The following is a 17,228-nucleotide window of genomic DNA, read 5'->3' as shown; positions in this document are numbered from 1 at the left end:
TGTGAATTCCTGCGGCCGTGGTGGGGGCTCGGGGGTCTTCCCCGCCACGGCCGTCACGGAGAACAACGCTTCACAGGCCGGTCGGTTACGCGCCCGCGCCACCCACATGGTCCTCCGAACGGCTTAGTTGACCGGCTCTGCTGTTGCCTGCCGTCCCGTACCGCACTTGACTTGTCCTTTGCGGATGTCGCACGGAGCGCACGGAGGTTTCAGAGATGCTCTCGGCCCGAAGTCTCTTCCAGGAAATTCTCGACAACGACGATTCCTTTCAGCTCTTCTGCTCCATCGCGGCAAGCGGCGAAACACAGGGCGGCTGGGAGAACGCCCGGATCGCGGCTCTCGTGCCCGACAGCATGCGTGACCTCGCCCCGAAGATCACCCGGCACGGCGCCGACGAGGACAAGCACGGCAAGCTGTTCAACGCCCTGCTGAACAAGCGGGGCCTCGAACCGGTCCCTGTCCCCCCGGAGACCGACTACACCGCGCTGCTCGAAAAGCAGGGCATCGGCCTCGCCCACGACAAGCTGCGCCGCGACGAGTCGCTGACCGAGTTGGACATCCTCGTGTACCTCTCGCACAGCCGCGTGACGGAACAGCGCGCCGCCGACCAGATGGACATGCTGGTGAAGTACTTCGGCGAGCACCCCGAGGCGGGCAAGCCGATCAAGATGATCTGCCACGACGAGGGGAACCACCTCGCGTACTGCCACGAGGAACTCCTCAATCTCGCCCGTGCCGGACACGGCCGCACCATCCAGCGCACCCTGCGCGAGACCGCCATGGCGGAGTGCCGCGTCTACCGCGACGTCAGCCTCGCCGTCATGGCCCGCATGGGCCGCATCCTGCGCTGGCCCAAGCCCAAGTCCGCACTGCTCGCGGCGGGCATTCACGCCATGTACGCGTACGAGCGCCTCGGCGGCTGGCGCCGCATGGTGGCCCTGAAGATGCCGGAACGGCGCAACGCGCTGGGCGCAGGCCCTGCGACGTCCGCGGCCGAGCTGGCCTGACCGGTACGCATCGCCGGTACGCCTGACCTGTACGCCTGGGTGGCGCGGCGGCGGCTCAGAGCCAGCCGCGCCGCTTGAACGTGCGGTACAGACCGATCTCGCACAGCGCCAGCAGGGCGACCACCGCCGGGTACGTCCACACCCACGTGAGCTCCGGCATGTGATCGAAGTTCATGCCGTAGGTCCCCGCGACCATCGTGGGCACAGCGGCCATCGCCGCCCACGCCGAGATCTTCCGCATGTCGTCGTTCTGGCGCACGCCCATCTGCGCGAGATGCGCGGACAGGACGTCGGACAGCAGCCGGTCGAGGCCGTCCGCCTGCTCGTTGGCCCGCGTGAGGTGGTCGTTGACGTCCCGGAAGAACGGCTGCGCGTGCTCGTCGACGAACGGCAGGCCCGGACTGGACAGGCGCTGCATCGGCTGGGCCAGCGGCCCCGTCGCCCGGCGGAATTCCAGAACCTGCCGCTTGAACGTGTAGATCCGCGACGCGGTGTTCTTGGAATCACCGGTGCCGGGTGCGAAGACCTGGGCCTCCAGCTCCTCCAGGTCGGTCTGGAGCTCCGCCCCGACCTCCATGTAGTGGTCGACGACGGCGTCGCTGACGGCGTACAGCACGGCGGTGGGCCCGTGCCGCAGGACCTCGGGCTCGGCCTCCAGGCGGTGGCGTACGGCGGCCAGCGGTGCGCCCTCGCCGTGCCGCACGGTCACCACGAAGGAATCGCCGACGAAGACCATCAGCTCGCCCGTCGTCACGGTGTCGCTCTCCGGCTCGTAGATCACCGGCTTCAGTACCGCGAAGAGGGAGTCCTCGTACACCTCCAGCTTCGGCCGCTGATGGGCGGACAGGGAGTCCTCCACAGCCAGCGGGTGCAGCCCGAACTCGCTGCTGACCAGGTCGAATTCCTTCTCCGTCGGCTCGTGCAGCCCGATCCACAAGAAGGCGTCCCCGTGCGCACGCGCCTCGTCGAGGGCGTCGGAGAAGTCCGCAGGGCCTTCGGTGCGGCGCCCTTGCCGGTAGATGGCGCAGTCGACGATCACGGCGCGCATTCTTCCTCGGTAAGGGTCGCAGCGCACCCCGGTACGGCTTTCCGCCTAGGCTGACCGGCATGGCCACGCTGATTCTCCTGCGCCACGGACGCTCCACCGCCAACACCGCCGGGCTGCTCGCCGGCTGGACGCCGGGCGTCTCCCTCGACGAGCGCGGCGCCGCCCAGGCGGCCGCGCTCCCCGACCGGCTGGCCGGGCTGCCGCTGGCGGCCGCCGTCACCAGCCCGCTCCAGCGCTGCCAGGAGACGCTCCGGCCGCTGCTCGACGCACGGCCCGGACTCCCGCTGCACACCGACGAGCGGATCGGGGAGTGCCACTACGGCGACTGGTCGGGCCGCAAGCTCGCGGAGCTCGCCGACGAGCCGCTGATGGGCGCTGTGCAGCAGCACCCGTCCTCCGTCACGTTTCCCGGCGGGGAGTCGATGCGAGCCATGCAGGCGCGCGCGGTCGACGCCGTGCGGGACTGGAACGCGCGGATCGAGGCGGAGTACGGCGAGGACGCCATCTATCTGATGTGCTCGCACGGAGACATCATCAAGTCCGTCGTGGCCGACGCCCTCGGCCTCCATCTCGATCTCTTCCAGCGGATTCACGTGGACCCGTGTTCCCTGACGGCCATCCGTTACACCGGTCAGCGGCCCTTTCTCCTGCGCCTCGGGGACACCGGCGACTTCGCCTCCCTGGCGCCGCGCGAGAACGGCAATGGCGGGGACGCGGCCGTAGGAGGCGGCGCAGGCGCACCGTGATCGCTCCGCGCAGTAGGGTGGACGCGCTCCAAGACCGCGCATACAGACGATTTCGAGGGAGACAGAACGTGTCCCGTCAGGTATTCCTCTACGACCCGCCGGACCGCTTTGTGGCCGGTACGGTCGGGCTGCCTGGACGTCGTACGTTCTTCCTCCAGGCATCCGCGGCCGGCCGCGTCACCAGCGTCGCCCTGGAGAAGACCCAGGTCGCCGCACTCGCCGAGCGCATCGACGAACTGCTCGACGAGGTGGTACGCCGCACCGGCGGCAACGCCCCCGTCCCGGCCGTGGCCCCCGCCGACGTCACCGACAGCGCGCCACTGGACGCCCCCGTCGAGGAGGAGTTCCGCGTAGGCACGATGGCGCTGGCCTGGGACGGCGAGGAACAGCGCATGATCGTCGAGGCCCAAGCGCTCGTCGAGCTGGACGCGGAGACCGACGAGGATCTCGCGGAGGCCGAGGAACGGCTGCTCCAGGACGAGGAGAACGGTCCGCCGATGCTGCGGGTCCGGCTCAGCGGCGCGCAGGCCAGAGCTTTCGCCAAGCGTGCCCTGGACGTCGTCAACGCGGGGCGGCCGCCGTGCCCGCTGTGCAGCCTGCCGCTCGACCCGGAGGGACACGTATGCCCGCGCCAGAACGGATACCGCCGGGGAGCGTGATCCCGGCGGACCTCCTTACCGTCCTGCTGAAGGGTCGGCTCACGGTGCGCGGACGCGTCCGCGAGGCGTCCAACGCCGTGTTGTACTGCGGGATCGAGTACGACGGCGTGTCGGTGTCCTGCGTGTACAAGCCGGTCACCGGGGAACGGCCGTTGTGGGACTTCCCCGACGGCACGCTCGCTCAGCGCGAGGTGGCGGCGTACGAGATCTCCGAGGCGATGGGCTGGGGCCTTGTGCCGCCGACCGTGCTGCGGGACGGGCCGTACGGCGAGGGCATGTGCCAGCTGTGGATCGAGACCGATGCGGAGGGTGCGGGGGCGGGGCTGCTGGCTCTCGTCGAGGACGAGGAGCCGGCCGAGGGGTGGAAGGCGATCGCCTTCGCCGAGGTCGGCGAAGGCCGCACCGCGCTGCTCGTGCACGCCGACGACGAGCGCCTGCGGCGCTTGGCTGTGCTGGACGCGGTCATCAACAACGCCGACCGCAAGGGCGGGCATCTGCTGCCGACCGCGGACGGGAAGCTGTACGGCATCGACCACGGGGTCACCTTCAACGAGGAGGACAAGCTCCGCACGCTGCTGTGGGGGTGGGCGGGGGAGCCGCTGACGTCCGAGGCGGTCGAGGTGCTGGCCCGGCTGTCCGGCGACCTGGCGGTGGGCCGGTCGCTCGCTACCCGTCTGGCCGAGCTGATCACGGCGGCCGAGATCGATGCGCTGCGTGCGCGGGTGACGACGCTGCGGACCACGGGCCGGCACCCGGAGCCGAGCGGCGACTGGCCCTCCATCCCGTGGCCACCGGTGTAGGCGGGCTGCTCCCACCACGGCGCCGCGCAAGAGGGCATAACCGGCCACGATTCCGTATCCGGTTCGTATCCGGAACGTGCGTCCGGTTACGCTCAAGGCATGCATGCCTGGCCCGCTTCTGAGGTCCCCGCCCTGCCTGGCAAGGGCCGCGACCTCCAGATCCACGACACCGCGACCAGTAGGTTGATTACCCTCGACCCCGGTCCTGTCGCCCGTATCTACGTGTGCGGCATTACGCCGTACGACGCGACGCACATCGGTCACGCGGCGACCTACAACGCGTTCGACCTCGTGCAGCGCGTGTGGCTCGACACCAAGCGGCAGGTTCATTACGTCCAGAACGTGACGGACGTCGATGATCCGCTCCTGGAGCGGGCGATCCGCGACGGACACGACTGGACCGAGCTCGCGGAGCGCGAAACCGCGCTGTTCCGCGAGGACATGACCGCCCTGCGGATCCTCCCGCCGCAGCACTACATCGGCGCCGTCGAGGCAATACCGGGCATCGTGCCGCTCATCGAGCGGCTGCGGGACGCCGGTGCCGCGTACGAGCTCGAAGGGGACACGTACTTCTCCGTCGAGTCCGACCCGCACTTCGGTGAGGTGTCGAACCTCGACGCCGAGGCCATGCGGCTGCTGTCCGCCGAGCGCGGCGGAGACCCCGAGCGGCCCGGCAAGAAGAACCCGCTCGACCCGATGCTCTGGATGGCCGCCCGTGACGGTGAGCCGAGCTGGGACGGTGCCTCGCTGGGGCACGGCCGGCCCGGCTGGCACATCGAGTGCGTGGCCATCGCCCTGGACCACCTGGGGATGGGCTTCGACGTACAGGGCGGCGGGTCCGATCTCGCCTTCCCGCACCACGAGATGGGTGCCTCGCACGCCCAGGCGCTGACCGGCGAGTACCCGTTCGCCAAGGCGTACGTACACGCCGGAATGGTCGCCCTGAACGGCGAGAAGATGTCGAAGTCCAAGGGCAACCTGGTCTTCGTCTCGAAGCTGCGCCGTGACGGCGTGGACCCGGCCGCGATCCGGCTGTCGCTCCTCGCGCACCACTACCGGGCCGACTGGGAGTGGACCGACCAGGTGCTCGAAGACGCCCTGGAGCGGCTCGGCCGCTGGCGCGCGGCCGTCTCCCGCCCCGACGGACCCTCTGCCGACGCCCTCGTCGACGAGATCCGCGAGGCGCTCTCCCACGACCTCGATGCCCCTGCGGCGCTCCTCGCCGTGGACCGCTGGGCCGCACGTCAGGAGTCCGAGGGCGGTACGGACGAGGGGGCGCCCGGCGTGGTGTCGCGCGCCGTCGACGCACTGCTCGGCGTGGCTCTGTAACCGCTTCCGGCCCCAGCCGCCCCTGAACCTCTCCCGTAGAGGTTCAGGGGCGGTTCCGTTTTGTCCTTGGCGGCGTGCTCGATTCTGCGCTAAATACGCTCTATGCAATCACCAATACGCATCAGAGCGGCGGTGGTCGGCGTCTTGCTCGGTCTGGCGGCAGCGTTCGCGGGACCGGGAAGCGCACAGGCCGAACCGCCCGACGTCACCGTCGGCGACCTCACCGGGTTCTCTGCCGAAGGGCCCGTCTACCACCTGACGGCGGGCCGGGCCGAGGCCCGCGTCAGCTTCGTGTCCACCGAGACCTTCCGCATCGAACTCGCCCCCGACGGCAAGTTCACCGACCCCACCGGCAAGGACATCGTCCTGCCGCAGGGCGCCCCGCCCGAGACCCGCTGGCGCGACCGGGGCGACCGCTACGAACTGAGCACGTCCGAGGTCACCCTGCGCGCGTACAAGGCGCCGCTGCGCTTCGCCCTGTTCGGGGCGGACGGCCGGCAGATCTGGGCCGAGTCCAAGGGCCTGACCTGGAACGGCGACAAGACCACCCAGACCCTGGCGCGCGGCGCGAACGAGCAGTTCTACGGGGCCGGGATGCAGAACGGCCGCGGCAACACCTCGCACCGCGGCAAGACCGTCGAAGTCGGCGTCGACTACAACTGGAACGACGGCGGCCACCCCAACTCGGTCCCCTTCTACCTCTCTTCGGCGGGCTACGGCGTCTACCGCAATACGTACGCCCCCAACACGTACACCTTCAACGAGCCCGTGACCGCCTCCGCGAAGGAACAGCGCTTCGACGCCTACTACTTCGCGGGCCGGGGCGCCAAGGACGTCATCGGCCAGTACACCAAGCTGACCGGAAAGCCGTTCCTGCCACCCATTTACGGGCTCGAAATCGGCGACGCGGACTGCTATCTGCACAACGCCAACCGTGGCGAGCGGCACACCCTGGACGCCCTCAAGGTCGCTGACGGCTACGTCGAGAACGACATGCCGAACGGCTGGATGCTCGTCAACGACGGCTACGGCTGCGGCTACGAGGACCTCGCCGAGACCGCCAAGGGCCTCCAGGACCGCAAGATGCAGCTGGGCCTGTGGACCGAGGACGGCATCGCCAAACTCGCCGACCAGGTCAAGGCGGGCCAGCGGGTTGCCAAGCTCGACGTCGCCTGGGTCGGCGAGGGCTACAAGTTCGCGCTCGACGGCTGCAAGGACGCGTACAGCGGCATCGAGGCGAACAGCGACGCCCGCGGCTTCACCTGGGCTCCGGAGAGCTGGTCGGGCGCACAGCGCTGCGGTGTGCAGTGGTCCGGCGACCAGTCGGGATCGTGGGAGTACATCCGCTGGCAGATCCCGACGTACGCGGGCGCGACCATGTCGGGGCTCGCCTATACGACGGGTGACGTGGACGGCATCTTCGGCGGCAGCGCCAAGACGTACGCCCGCGACCTCCAGTGGAAGATGTTCCTCGGGACGACGATGACGATGGACGGCTGGGCCGCGAACGACAAGCAGCCCTTCCGCTACGGCGAGCCGTACACCTCCATCAACCGCGACTACCTCAAGCTCAAGGAGTCGCTGCTGCCCTACCAGTACTCGTACGCGCACGAGGCGACGAAGACCGGCGTCGGCCCGGTCCGCCCCCTCGTACTGGAATACCCGGACGACCCGCGAGCCGGTACGGACGCGGCCAAGTACGAGTTCCTGAGCGGCGAACACTTCCTCGTCGCGCCCGTGTACAAGGACACGACTGTGCGCGACGGCATCTACCTGCCGAAGGGCACGTGGATCGACTACTGGAGCGGCCGTACGTACGAGGGCCCGACCACTGTCGACGGCTACAGCGCGCCGCTCGACACCCTGCCCCTCTTCGTCGAGGCCGGGGCGAACATCCCCATGTGGCCGGGCATCAGGTCGTACGCCGACCGCACCGCCTCCTCGCCGCTCGCCTGGGACATCTACCCGCAGGGGAAGTCGTCCTTCACGCTGTACGAGGACGACGGCGTCACCCGGCAGCACCGTGCGGGGAAGTACGCGACCCAGCGCGCCGACGTCGAGGCGCCGGGCAGGGGCGCGGGCGATGTGACGATACGGATCGGCGCGAGCAAGGGCGACTTCTCGGGCAAGCAGAGCAAGCGCCCGTACCACTTCGCCGTGCACACCGGTGACGCGCCGAGCGGGGTGGAGCTGGAAGGCCGCGAACTGCCGCGCCTGTCCTCGAAGGCGGCGTACGAGGCTGCCGTACAGGGCTGGTGGTACGACCGGGACGACCGCGGCGGTGTGGTGAAGGTGAAGACCGCGCCGCGTGCCACGGACAGTGCCTTCGAGCTCGAACTTCAGGACACCAGCGCGGTCGGAGGCGCCGTACCCGGCGCTTCGGCCACCGTCTCCGTACCCGCAGGGCAGGAGCTCGGTGCGGGCACGGCGGGCAAGGTGGCGGTCGACATCACGGCGGGCACCAAGGACGCCACGGGAGTCGAGGTCTCGCTGGACGCACCGGAGGGCTGGCAGGTCACTCCCGCAGAGCCGGTCGGGCGGATCGCGGCGGGCACGACGCGGCGGGTCGAGGTCGGCGTGACCCCGGCGAAGAGCGCGAAGGCGGGCGAGACGACGCTGACCGCGACCGCCAGGCACCGGGCGGCGGGCCAGGAGCGTACGGCCGTACAGCGCTTCGCCGTCGGCGTCATGCCGGAGCCGCCGGTGGGCGACACCTGGGCGAGCGACATGGTCTGGCTGAAGGCCACCAACGGGTACGGTCCGGCCGAACGGGACCGCAGCAACGGCGAGTCGGGGGCGGCCGACGGGCACACCCTCACCCTCGCGGGCAAGACCTACGAGAAGGGCATCGGCGCGCACGCCGACTCCGACATCGAGGTGTACACCGGCGGACGCTGTACGGCCTTCACCGCCGACGCCGGAATCGACGACGAGATCAACGGCTACGGGGAGGTGGCGTTCTCGGTCGAGGCGGACGGCAAGGTGCTGTGGACCTCACCCAAGGTGACGGGGGCCTCGGCGACCGTACCGGTGGACGTGAAGCTGGAGGGTGCGCGGCATGTGCGCCTGAAGGTCACCGACACCAACGGGTCCAAGAGCGGGGACCACGGGGACTGGGCGGCTGCGCGCTTCAGCTGCGCCTGACAGGACCGGGCAAGGCGGGCGCCGGGCGGGCTCCTTCGGCCCGGCGCCCACTGCGCCGTGAAGGCACTTGGCGCCTCACAGCCAACCTGAAGCCGTCACAGCCAACCTGAAGCACAGCCAGCCTGAAGCGAGGACGCGCCGCGCCGCCCGGCGCGCCTCGCGGCCGATGGTGGCAGAGCAGAAGGGCACGCGCTACCAGGGCGGGGACGTACTGCCTGCCGCTATCACGTGACCTTCGATCCGTTGCCGGCGAAGGTATCTTTACGCCCTATGTTTACGACGTATATGCCTATATAACGCCCAGGTGGCTATCAGGTCAAGCGAAGGAATCCAGGACTTTCCATGACTGCGGGGCGGCGCCCCATGGCACCGCCCCGCTCCCTGCCGCTGCTTCCCGCGCTACTCCTCCGGGGAGTCTTCCGTCCCGTCCGCACTCTCCGGAGGCTCGGGCTCCGCCCGCGGCGGCTTCGGAGGCCGCGCACGGCCGCCCGACGTGTCGCGCAGATACGAACCGCTGCCCTCGCCGCCGTCTGTGGCATGACCGGGACCGGCACCGGGCCCCGCGCCAGGACCGCCGTCGCGCCTGCGCAGATACCGCTCGAACTCGCGCGCGATGGCCTCGCCCGAGGCCTCCGGAAGCTCCGCGGTGTCCCGCGCCTCCTCCAGCGACTGCACGTACTCCGCCACCTCGCTGTCCTCCGCGGCCAGTTGGTCCACGCCGACCTGCCATGCCCGCGCGTCCTCCGGCAGTTCGCCCAGCGGGATCCGCAGATCGATGAGGTCTTCGAGGCGGTTGAGGAGCGCGAGCGTCGCCTTGGGGTTCGGCGGCTGCGAGACGTAGTGCGGCACGGCGGCCCACAGGCTCACCGCCGGTACGCCCGCGTGCGTGCAGGCCTCCTGAAGGATCCCGACGATGCCCGTCGGGCCTTCGTACCTGGTCTCCTCCAGATCCATGGTCCGCGCCAGATCCGGGTCCGACGTCACACCGCTGACCGGCACGGGCCGGGTGTGCGGGGTGTCGCCGAGCAGCGCGCCCAGGATGACGATCATCTCTACGCCCAGCTCATGGGCGAAGCCGAGGATCTCGTTGCAGTACGAGCGCCAGCGCATGGACGGCTCGATTCCGCGGACCAGTACGAGGTCACGGGGCTTGTCGCCGCCGATCCGCACCACGGAAAGCCGCGTGGTGGGCCAGGTGATCTTGCGGACTCCGCCGTCCAGGAACACCGTGGGCCGGTTGACCTGGAAGTCGTAGTAGTCCTCGGCGTCGAGCGCGGCGAAGACCTCGCCCTTCCACTCCCGGTCGAGATGCGCGACCGCGGTGGAGGCGGCGTCACCGGCGTCGTTCCAGCCCTCGAACGCGGCCACCATGACCGGGTCGATCAGCTCGGGAACCCCCTCGAGCTCGATCACCCAGTGCCCCCTTTCGAAGTTCCCTTGTACACGCACCAACCTTAAGGCTTCCACCACATGCGGTGACGCCGGATGCGCACGCGGGAAGCGTGCCCTGCGACCGCCGATTCATTCGAGATGCGCCCGGCGGAGCGAGCCGGAGCGATACGAGCAGAGACCCGACCACCTACCGCCCCGACCACCTACAGCGTCGACCGCAGCCACTGCTCGACGCTCGCGATGTGCACCGTCGCCCACGACCTGGCCGCCTCGGCGTCCCGGTCGCGCAGTGCGGAGAGGATCGCCCGGTGCTCGTGCAGGGTGCGGCCGACCGCGTCGTCCCGGGCCAGACCGCGCCAGATGCGCGCCCGGGTGGCCGGCCCGGAGAGCCCGTCAAGGAGGGAGCACAGCACCGAGTTGCCGGAGCTCCGGACGATGGTGCGGTGGAATTCGAGGTCGCCCGCGACCAGCTCCTCGACGGACGGATGCGATCCGAGAACGTCCAACCGGGCGTTCAGCGCGTCCAGTTCCGCGTCACTGATCCTGGCGCAGGCCATTGCGGTGGCGGCCGGCTCCAGGATGCGGCGTACGGCGAGGAACTCCAGCACGGTGTCGTCCCGGTGGAAGTCCACCACGAAGCTCATCGCTTCGAGCAGAACCTGCGGATCGAGGCTGGTGACGTACGTACCGTCGCCCTGGCGGACATCGAGAATGCGAATCAGCGACAGGGCGCGCACCGCCTCGCGCAGCGAATTGCGGGAGAGGCCGAGCTCGGCGGCGAGCTCGCTCTCCTTGGGGAGGCGGTCGCCGGGGCGCAGGCTTCCCGAGACGATCATTTCCTTGATCTTCTCGATCGCCTCGTCGGTGACGGCCATGGCGGTCCTCCAGATCCAGACATCCGATCAATCGCGCCAGATTATGAGAACACCGCGTGGGAACACCGCAACCCCCGGCAATCTGCCGGGGGTTGCCGTGCTGCTGTCCGTTACTTCTGTCAGGCCTTCTTGCCCAGGATGTCCTCGACCTTGGTGCGGACGTCGTCCGTGGCCAGGCCCCGGATCGTCAGCGTCGTACGGCGGCGCAGTACGTCGTCCGCCGTCTCCGCCCACTCGTGGTCACGGGCGTACACGACCTGCGCCCAGATCTCCGGCGCGTCCGGGTGGATGCGCTCGGCCAGCGCCGGGTCGTCGTTGGCCAGGCGCGCGATGTCGAACGACAGCGAGCCGTAGTGCGTGGCCAGGTGGCGCGCGGTGTCCGCGGCCATCCGCGGGCCCGGCGTACCGCCGTCGACGAGCAGCCGGTGGGCGACCGCGTTCGGGTTTGCTATGCCCGGCAGCGGAAGCTTCTTGGGCAGCTGCGAGATCGGCTCCATGTCCTCGCCCAGCGGGTGGCCGGGCAGGGCGGCGAGCTTGTTCATGACCGTGCGGCCGATGTGACGGAACGTCGTCCACTTGCCGCCCGCGACCGACAGCATGCCGCCGCGGCCTTCGGTGACGACCGTCTCGCGCTTGGCCTTCGAGGTGTCCCCGGGGCCGCCGGGCAGCACCCGCAGACCCGCGAAGGAGTACGTGATCAGGTCACGGGACAGCTGCTGGTCGCGGATCGAGAAGGCGGCCTCGTCCAGGATCTGGGCGATGTCCTTCTCGTTGACGGCGACGTCCGCAGGATCGCCCTCGTACTCCTCGTCGGTCGTACCCAGCAGGAGCTGGTCCTCCCACGGCAGTGCGAAGGTGATGCGGTACTTGTCGATCGGCGTGGCCAGCGCCGCCCGCCAGGGGGCGGTGCGCTTGAGGACCAGGTGCGCACCCTTGGAGAGGCGGATGGAGGGGGCCGAGTTCGGGTCCTCCAGCTTGCGCAGGTGGTCGACCCACGGCCCGGTGGCATTGAGGACCAGCCGTGCCGTCACTCCGAACTCAGAACCGTCCAGGCGGTCCTTGAGCTCGGCGCCGGTGACCCGGCCGTTGGTGAAGCGCAGGCCCGTGACCTCGGCGTGGTTGAGAACGGTCGCGCCGGACGCGACGGCCGCACGGACCGTCATCAGCGCCATGCGCGAGTCGTTCATCTGGTCGTCGCCGTACACGGCAACGGCCTTGAGGTTGTCCGTACGGAGCTCCGGCACCTCACGCGCGGCCTTCGCCGGGCTGATGACATGGCCGACGCCGTCACCGAAGGCGGACAGCGCGGAGTAGGCGAAGACGCCCGCACCGAGCTTGGCCGCGCCGTGCGGACCGCCCTTGTACACGGGCAGGTAGAAGGTGAGCGGGTTGGCCAGGTGCGGCGCGACGTCGCGCGACACGGCCCGGCGCTCGAAGTGGTTCTCCGCGACCAGCCTGACCGCGCCGGTCTGCAGGTAGCGCAGTCCGCCGTGGAGCAGCTTGGAGGAGGCGGAGGAGGTGGCGCCGGCGAAGTCGCCGGCGTCCACCAGGGCCACCCGCAGTCCCGACTGCGCGGCGTGCCAGGCAGTGGAGATGCCCAGGATGCCGCCGCCGATCACCAGGAGGTCGTACGTCGCCTTGGAAAGCTGCTCCCGGGTCTCGGCCCGGCTCGCAGTCGAACCGTCAGCCGGGTGCGTCCCGAGTGCCGGGACGCTCTGCAGGGTGCTCATTGTTGATTACTCCTCGTCAGAGTCGTCTTCGAGCCAGCCCATGGTCCGCTCGACGGCCTTGAGCCAGCTCTTGTACTCGCGGTCGCGGGTGTCCGCGTCCATGTGGGGTGTCCACTCGGCGGCCCGGCGCCAGTTGGCGCGCAGCGCGTCGGTGTCCGGCCAGTAGCCGACGGCCAGGCCGGCGGCGTAGGCGGCGCCGAGGCAGGTGGTCTCGGCGACCATGGGGCGCACGACCGGTGCGTCCAGGAAGTCCGAGAGCGTCTGCATCAGCAGGTTGTTGGAGGTCATGCCGCCGTCGACCTTGAGGGCGGCCAGCTCGACGCCGGAGTCCTTGGTCATGGCGTCGGTGATCTCACGGGTCTGCCAGGCGGTGGCCTCCAGGACGGCACGGGCGATGTGCGCCTTGGTGACGTACCGGGTGAGACCGGCGATCACACCGCGGGCGTCGGAGCGCCAGTACGGGGCGAACAGGCCGGAGAAGGCGGGCACGAAGTACGCGCCGCCGTTGTCCTCGACGGAGGAGGCCAGGGTCTCGATCTCGGCCGCGGACTTGATCAGGCCCATCTGGTCGCGCATCCACTGGACGAGCGAGCCGGTGACGGCGATCGAGCCCTCGAGGGCGTAGACGGGGGCCTGGTCACCGATCCGGTAGCCGACGGTCGTCAGCAGGCCGTTGTACGAGTTGACGGGCTCGTGACCGGTGTTCATCAGCATGAAAGTGCCGGTGCCGTACGTCGACTTGGCCTCGCCCTCGGCGAAGCAGGTCTGGCCGAACAGCGCCGCCTGCTGGTCACCCAGCGCGGATGCGACGGGAACGCCCGCCAGTGCGCCGGACTTGGCCACGCCGTACACCTCGGCGGAGGAACGGATCTCCGGCAGCATGGCCGCCGGGACCTCCATCGACTGGAGGATCTTGTCGTCCCACTCCAGGGTGTGCAGGTTCATCAGCATGGTGCGCGACGCGTTGGTGACGTCGGTGACGTGGACGCCGCCGTCGACGCCGCCCGTCAGGTTCCAGATGACCCAGGAGTCCATGGTGCCGAAGAGGATGTCGCCGGCCTCGGCGCGCTCCCGCAGGCCCTCGACGTTGTCGAGCAGCCAGCGGGCCTTGGGTCCTGCGAAGTACGACGCGAGCGGCAGACCGGTCTCGCGGCGGAAGCGGTCCTGGCCGACGTTGCGGCCGAGCTCCTTGCAGAGCGCGTCGGTGCGGGTGTCCTGCCAGACGATGGCGTTGTGGACGGGCTCACCGGTGTTCTTGTCCCAGAGCAGAGTGGTCTCGCGCTGGTTGGTGATGCCGATGGCCTTCACGTCGGCGGCGGTGATGCCGGCCTTCGCGATGGCGCTGTCCACGACTTCCTGGACGTTGGTCCAGATCTCGGCGGCGTTGTGCTCCACCCAGCCCGGCTTCGGGAAGATCTGCTCGTGCTCCTTCTGGTCGACGGCGACGATGCGGCCGTCGGTGTCGAAGACGATGCAGCGGCTGGAAGTGGTGCCCTGGTCAATGGCCGCGATGAACGGGCCGGTGGTGTGTGCGTCGGTCACGGTGTGCTCCCGGAAGGTCTAGAGGGTCGGCCGGTCGGCTCAGGCAAACGCGATGTTGTAGATACCCGCGGCGAGCGCTCCGCCTGCCAGCGGTCCGACGACGGGGATCCAGGCGTAGCTCCAGTCGGAGCCGCCCTTGTTCGGCAGCGGGAGCAGGGCGTGCACGATGCGCGGGCCCAGGTCGCGGGCCGGGTTGATCGCGTAACCGGTCGGGCCACCGAGCGAGAGGCCGATGCCGACGACGACGAGAGCGACCATCAGGCCGCCGACTGCGCCGAGGCCCTTGCCACTGTCGTTGAGGCCCTGGGTGAGCACAGCCAGGACCAGCACGAGGGTGCCGATGATCTCAGTGGCGAGGTTCTGCCAGACGTTCCGGATCTCCGGGCCGGTCGAGAAGATGCCGAGGACGGGGCCGGCGTGGCTCTTCGCCTCGTCGTGCGGGCCCTCGATGGCCTTCTCGGCCGGGTCGCCCACGATGTCGGGATCGTTGAGGTGCGCGTGGAACTGGCCGTAGTAGGCGATCCAGACCAGGGACGCGCCGATCATTGCGCCGAGGAGCTGGCCTGCGAAGTAGACTGGAACGTTCTTCCAGTCCCCGTCCTTGATCGCGATGCCGACCGTGACGGCCGGGTTGAGGTGAGCGCCGGAGAGGCTGCCGGTCATGTAGACGGCGGTCAGGACGGCGAAGCCCCACCCGAAGGTGATGGCGAGCCAGCCTGCGTTCTGCGCCTTCGAGCGCTTGAGTACTACGGCGGCGACAACGCCGGCGCCGAGCAGGATGAGCACGGCGGTACCAATGATCTCGCCGATGAAGATGTCGGAGCTGGACACCCGCGACTCCTTTGTCCTTCGTTCCAGGGGAAAGGCGAACCCCGGGTCCCTCCGGGTGGTCCGCGCCCTCGATGAGGGCCTAGCCGGTCCCTTGGCGTTGCCACACTCTAGCGTGTATTGCCGTTAGGTGTTCGACAATGCCGACCGATGAACGGCAGTTTTGCCCCCGGTAAACACACACGTCAAGAGTTCCGAGGGCCGGTATCCGCATCGTTACCAGCGTGACAGGAGGTGCCGGAAGGCGCCTCAGAAGCGCCCGGCGCCCAGATCCCGGGAAACCGCGCGGGCGCAGTCCCGTACGGCCGCGATCAGCTCCGGGCGGAGCTCTCCGCCGTCGCAGACCCGCTCCACCGCGCCGGTGATGCCGACCGCGCCGACGGGCATCCGCCGCCGGTCGTGGATGGGCGCGGCGAGGGAGGCCACGCCGTCCCAGGTCTCCTCCACGTCGGCGGCCCAGCCGCGCGCCCGGGCCAGGTCGAGCACCGCCTCGAAGTCCTCCGTGCCCGTGATCGTGCGCGGGGTGAAGGCCTTGCGTTCGTTCTCCAGGGCCTCGTTGTGCGCCACCGGGTCGTACGCGGAGAGCACCTTGCCGAGGGCGGAGGAGTGCAGCGGCTGCATGGCGCCCACTTCGAGGACCTGGCGGCTGTCGTCCGGGCGGAAGACGTGGTGGACGATCAGTACGCCCTTCTGGTGCAGTACGCCCAGATAGACGCTCTCGCCGCTGGAGCGGGCCAGGTCGTCGGTCCACACGAGCGCGCGGGCGCGAAGCTCGTGCACGTCCAGATAGGTGCTGCCGAGGCGCAGCAGCTCGGCGCCCAGCTGATAGCGGCCGGACGCGGGGTCCTGCTCGACAAAGCCCTCCGCCTGCAGGGTGCGCAGAATGCCGTGCGCAGTACCCTTGGCGAGGCCGAGCGACGAGGCGACCTCGGACAGGCCGAGCCTGCGCTCGCCGCCGGCGAGCAGGCGCAGCATCGCTGCCGCCCGCTCGAGCGACTGGATATTCTTCGCCACGCTCGGCTACCTCCACCTTGGTTCGACAATGCTGAACACTATCGGTTCATGTCGACCTGGCGTCACCGGATGCGGGTCCGTGCGCCCCCCGTCCGCCTCGTGGGACGCCTTCACGCCGTGCGCCTCTGCACGGCTACGCTGGCGATGTGCGCCTTCCGCCGGGAAGCCGCAAAGCCGACAGCCGTCGCACTCCAGGGAGCACATCCATGGCCTCGTTGCCGACCCCGCCGACCTCCAAGACTGCTCATAGCAGCCGCGCAGACGCCCTCCGCGAAGCACTCGCCAGCCGAGTCGTGGTGGCGGACGGCGCCATGGGCACGATGCTTCAGGCGCAGGACCCCAGCCTTGAGGACTTCGAAAACCTCGAAGGCTGCAACGAGATCCTCAACATCACCCGCCCCGACATCGTGCGCACCGTCCACGAGGAGTACTTCGCGGTCGGCGTCGACTGCGTCGAGACCAACACCTTCGGCGCGAACTTCGCCGCCCTGGCCGAGTACGACATCCCCGAGCGGAACTTCGAGCTCTCCGAGTCCGGCGCCCGCATCGCCCGCGAGGTCGCCGACGAGTTCGCGGCCAAGGACGGCCGCCAGCGGTGGGTGCTGGGCTCGATGGGCCCCGGCACCAAGCTGCCGACCCTGGGCCACGCCCCGTACGTCACGCTGCGCGACGCCTACCAGCAGAACGCCGAAGGCATGCTCGCCGGCGGCGCGGACGCACTCCTGGTGGAGACCACCCAGGACCTGCTCCAGACCAAGTCCGCGATCATCGGGGCCCGCCGCGCCATGGACGTCGCCGGTATCAGCGTCCCCCTGATCTGCTCCGTGACGGTCGAGACCACCGGCACGATGTTGCTGGGCTCGGAGATCGGGGCGGCGCTGACCGCGCTGGAGCCGCTGGGTATCGACATGATCGGTCTGAACTGTGCCACCGGTCCGGCCGAGATGAGCGAGCACCTGCGCTATCTGGCCCGCCACTCGCGGGTCCCGATCTCCGCCATGCCCAACGCCGGCCTGCCTGTACTCGGTAAGAACGGTGCGCACTACCCGCTGTCGGCCTCCGAGCTGGCCGATGCCCAGGAGACCTTCGTACGCGAGTACGGCCTTTCCCTGGT

14 protein-coding genes are annotated in these 17,228 nt (G+C 69.6%); 7 read left to right on the top strand and 7 right to left on the bottom strand.

All coding sequences use genetic code 11. The annotated features are described in order from the left end of the window. Nucleotides 1-215 precede the first annotated feature (215 nt). Complete coding sequence (locus J7I98_RS32165) at nt 216-1,007, top strand: ferritin-like domain-containing protein (RefSeq protein ID WP_214928588.1); 792 nt, start codon at nt 216-218, stop codon at nt 1,005-1,007. Between the two features lie 55 nt (nt 1,008-1,062). Here J7I98_RS32165 and J7I98_RS32160 read toward each other — a convergent pair whose 3' ends face one another. Next, nucleotides 1,063-2,055, bottom strand: coding sequence for a magnesium and cobalt transport protein CorA (locus J7I98_RS32160; RefSeq protein ID WP_214928587.1), 993 nt, complete (start codon nt 2,053-2,055; stop codon nt 1,063-1,065). A 59-nt stretch (nt 2,056-2,114) separates the two neighbouring features. Between J7I98_RS32160 and J7I98_RS32155 the strand changes: the two genes are divergently transcribed. The 5 genes from J7I98_RS32155 to J7I98_RS32135 all read left to right on the top strand — a co-directional run bounded on the left by J7I98_RS32155 (nt 2,115) and on the right by J7I98_RS32135 (nt 8,733). Beyond that, nucleotides 2,115-2,801: a histidine phosphatase family protein gene (locus tag J7I98_RS32155; RefSeq protein ID WP_214928586.1), complete on the top strand. Its 687-nt coding sequence runs from the start codon at nt 2,115-2,117 to the stop codon at nt 2,799-2,801. 68 nt (nt 2,802-2,869) lie between these two features. After that, entirely contained in the window at nt 2,870-3,460 is a 591-nt protein-coding gene (locus J7I98_RS32150) for a DUF3090 domain-containing protein (protein ID WP_214928585.1), read from the top strand. Continuing rightward, entirely contained in the window at nt 3,424-4,260 is an 837-nt protein-coding gene (locus J7I98_RS32145) for an SCO1664 family protein (protein ID WP_214928584.1), read from the top strand. Before J7I98_RS32150 ends, J7I98_RS32145 begins: the two co-directional genes overlap by 37 nt. 99 nt (nt 4,261-4,359) lie before the next feature. Then, nucleotides 4,360-5,589 carry a cysteine--1-D-myo-inosityl 2-amino-2-deoxy-alpha-D-glucopyranoside ligase gene (mshC, locus tag J7I98_RS32140; RefSeq protein ID WP_214928583.1) on the top strand — a complete coding sequence of 410 codons (1,230 nt, stop codon included), beginning with the start codon at nt 4,360-4,362 and terminating at the stop codon, nt 5,587-5,589. 102 nt (nt 5,590-5,691) lie between these two features. Then, on the top strand, nt 5,692-8,733 hold the full coding sequence (locus tag J7I98_RS32135) for an NPCBM/NEW2 domain-containing protein (RefSeq protein ID WP_214928582.1): 3,042 nt from the start codon (nt 5,692-5,694) through the stop codon (nt 8,731-8,733). Nucleotides 8,734-9,132: 399 nt separating this feature from the next. Here J7I98_RS32135 and J7I98_RS32130 read toward each other — a convergent pair whose 3' ends face one another. From J7I98_RS32130 to J7I98_RS32105, 6 genes are all read right to left on the bottom strand, one after another. Next, nucleotides 9,133-10,146, bottom strand: coding sequence for a PAC2 family protein (locus tag J7I98_RS32130; RefSeq protein WP_214928581.1), 1,014 nt, complete (start codon nt 10,144-10,146; stop codon nt 9,133-9,135). Nucleotides 10,147-10,328: 182 nt separating this feature from the next. Beyond that, on the bottom strand, nt 10,329-11,000 hold the full coding sequence (locus J7I98_RS32125; protein ID WP_214928580.1) for a FadR/GntR family transcriptional regulator: 672 nt from the start codon (nt 10,998-11,000) through the stop codon (nt 10,329-10,331). 119 nt (nt 11,001-11,119) lie between these two features. Continuing rightward, nucleotides 11,120-12,730 (bottom strand): glycerol-3-phosphate dehydrogenase/oxidase, encoded by a 1,611-nt coding sequence (locus J7I98_RS32120; protein ID WP_214928579.1) that lies wholly within the window; start codon nt 12,728-12,730, stop codon nt 11,120-11,122. Nucleotides 12,731-12,736: 6 nt separating this feature from the next. Next, nucleotides 12,737-14,272 carry a glycerol kinase GlpK gene (glpK, locus tag J7I98_RS32115; RefSeq protein WP_214928578.1) on the bottom strand — a complete coding sequence of 512 codons (1,536 nt, stop codon included), beginning with the start codon at nt 14,270-14,272 and terminating at the stop codon, nt 12,737-12,739. A 39-nt stretch (nt 14,273-14,311) separates the two neighbouring features. Beyond that, the gene (locus J7I98_RS32110; RefSeq protein WP_214928577.1) at nt 14,312-15,103 is read right to left on the bottom strand and encodes an MIP/aquaporin family protein; all 792 of its coding nucleotides are present in this window, start codon (nt 15,101-15,103) and stop codon (nt 14,312-14,314) included. 246 nt (nt 15,104-15,349) lie between these two features. Beyond that, a complete protein-coding gene (locus J7I98_RS32105; protein WP_214928576.1) occupies nt 15,350-16,114 on the bottom strand; it encodes an IclR family transcriptional regulator in 765 nt (254 codons plus the stop codon). A gap of 206 nt (nt 16,115-16,320) precedes the next feature. Between J7I98_RS32105 and J7I98_RS32100 the strand changes: the two genes are divergently transcribed. After that, on the top strand, nt 16,321-17,228 hold a 908-nt coding region (locus J7I98_RS32100), incomplete at its 3' end, for a homocysteine S-methyltransferase family protein (RefSeq protein WP_214928575.1).

This window comes from Streptomyces sp. ISL-98 (assembly GCF_018614055.1).
Taxonomy (GTDB): Bacteria; Actinomycetota; Actinomycetes; order Streptomycetales; family Streptomycetaceae; genus Streptomyces; species Streptomyces spiramyceticus.
This window is presented reverse-complemented; position numbering and strand designations above follow the sequence as displayed.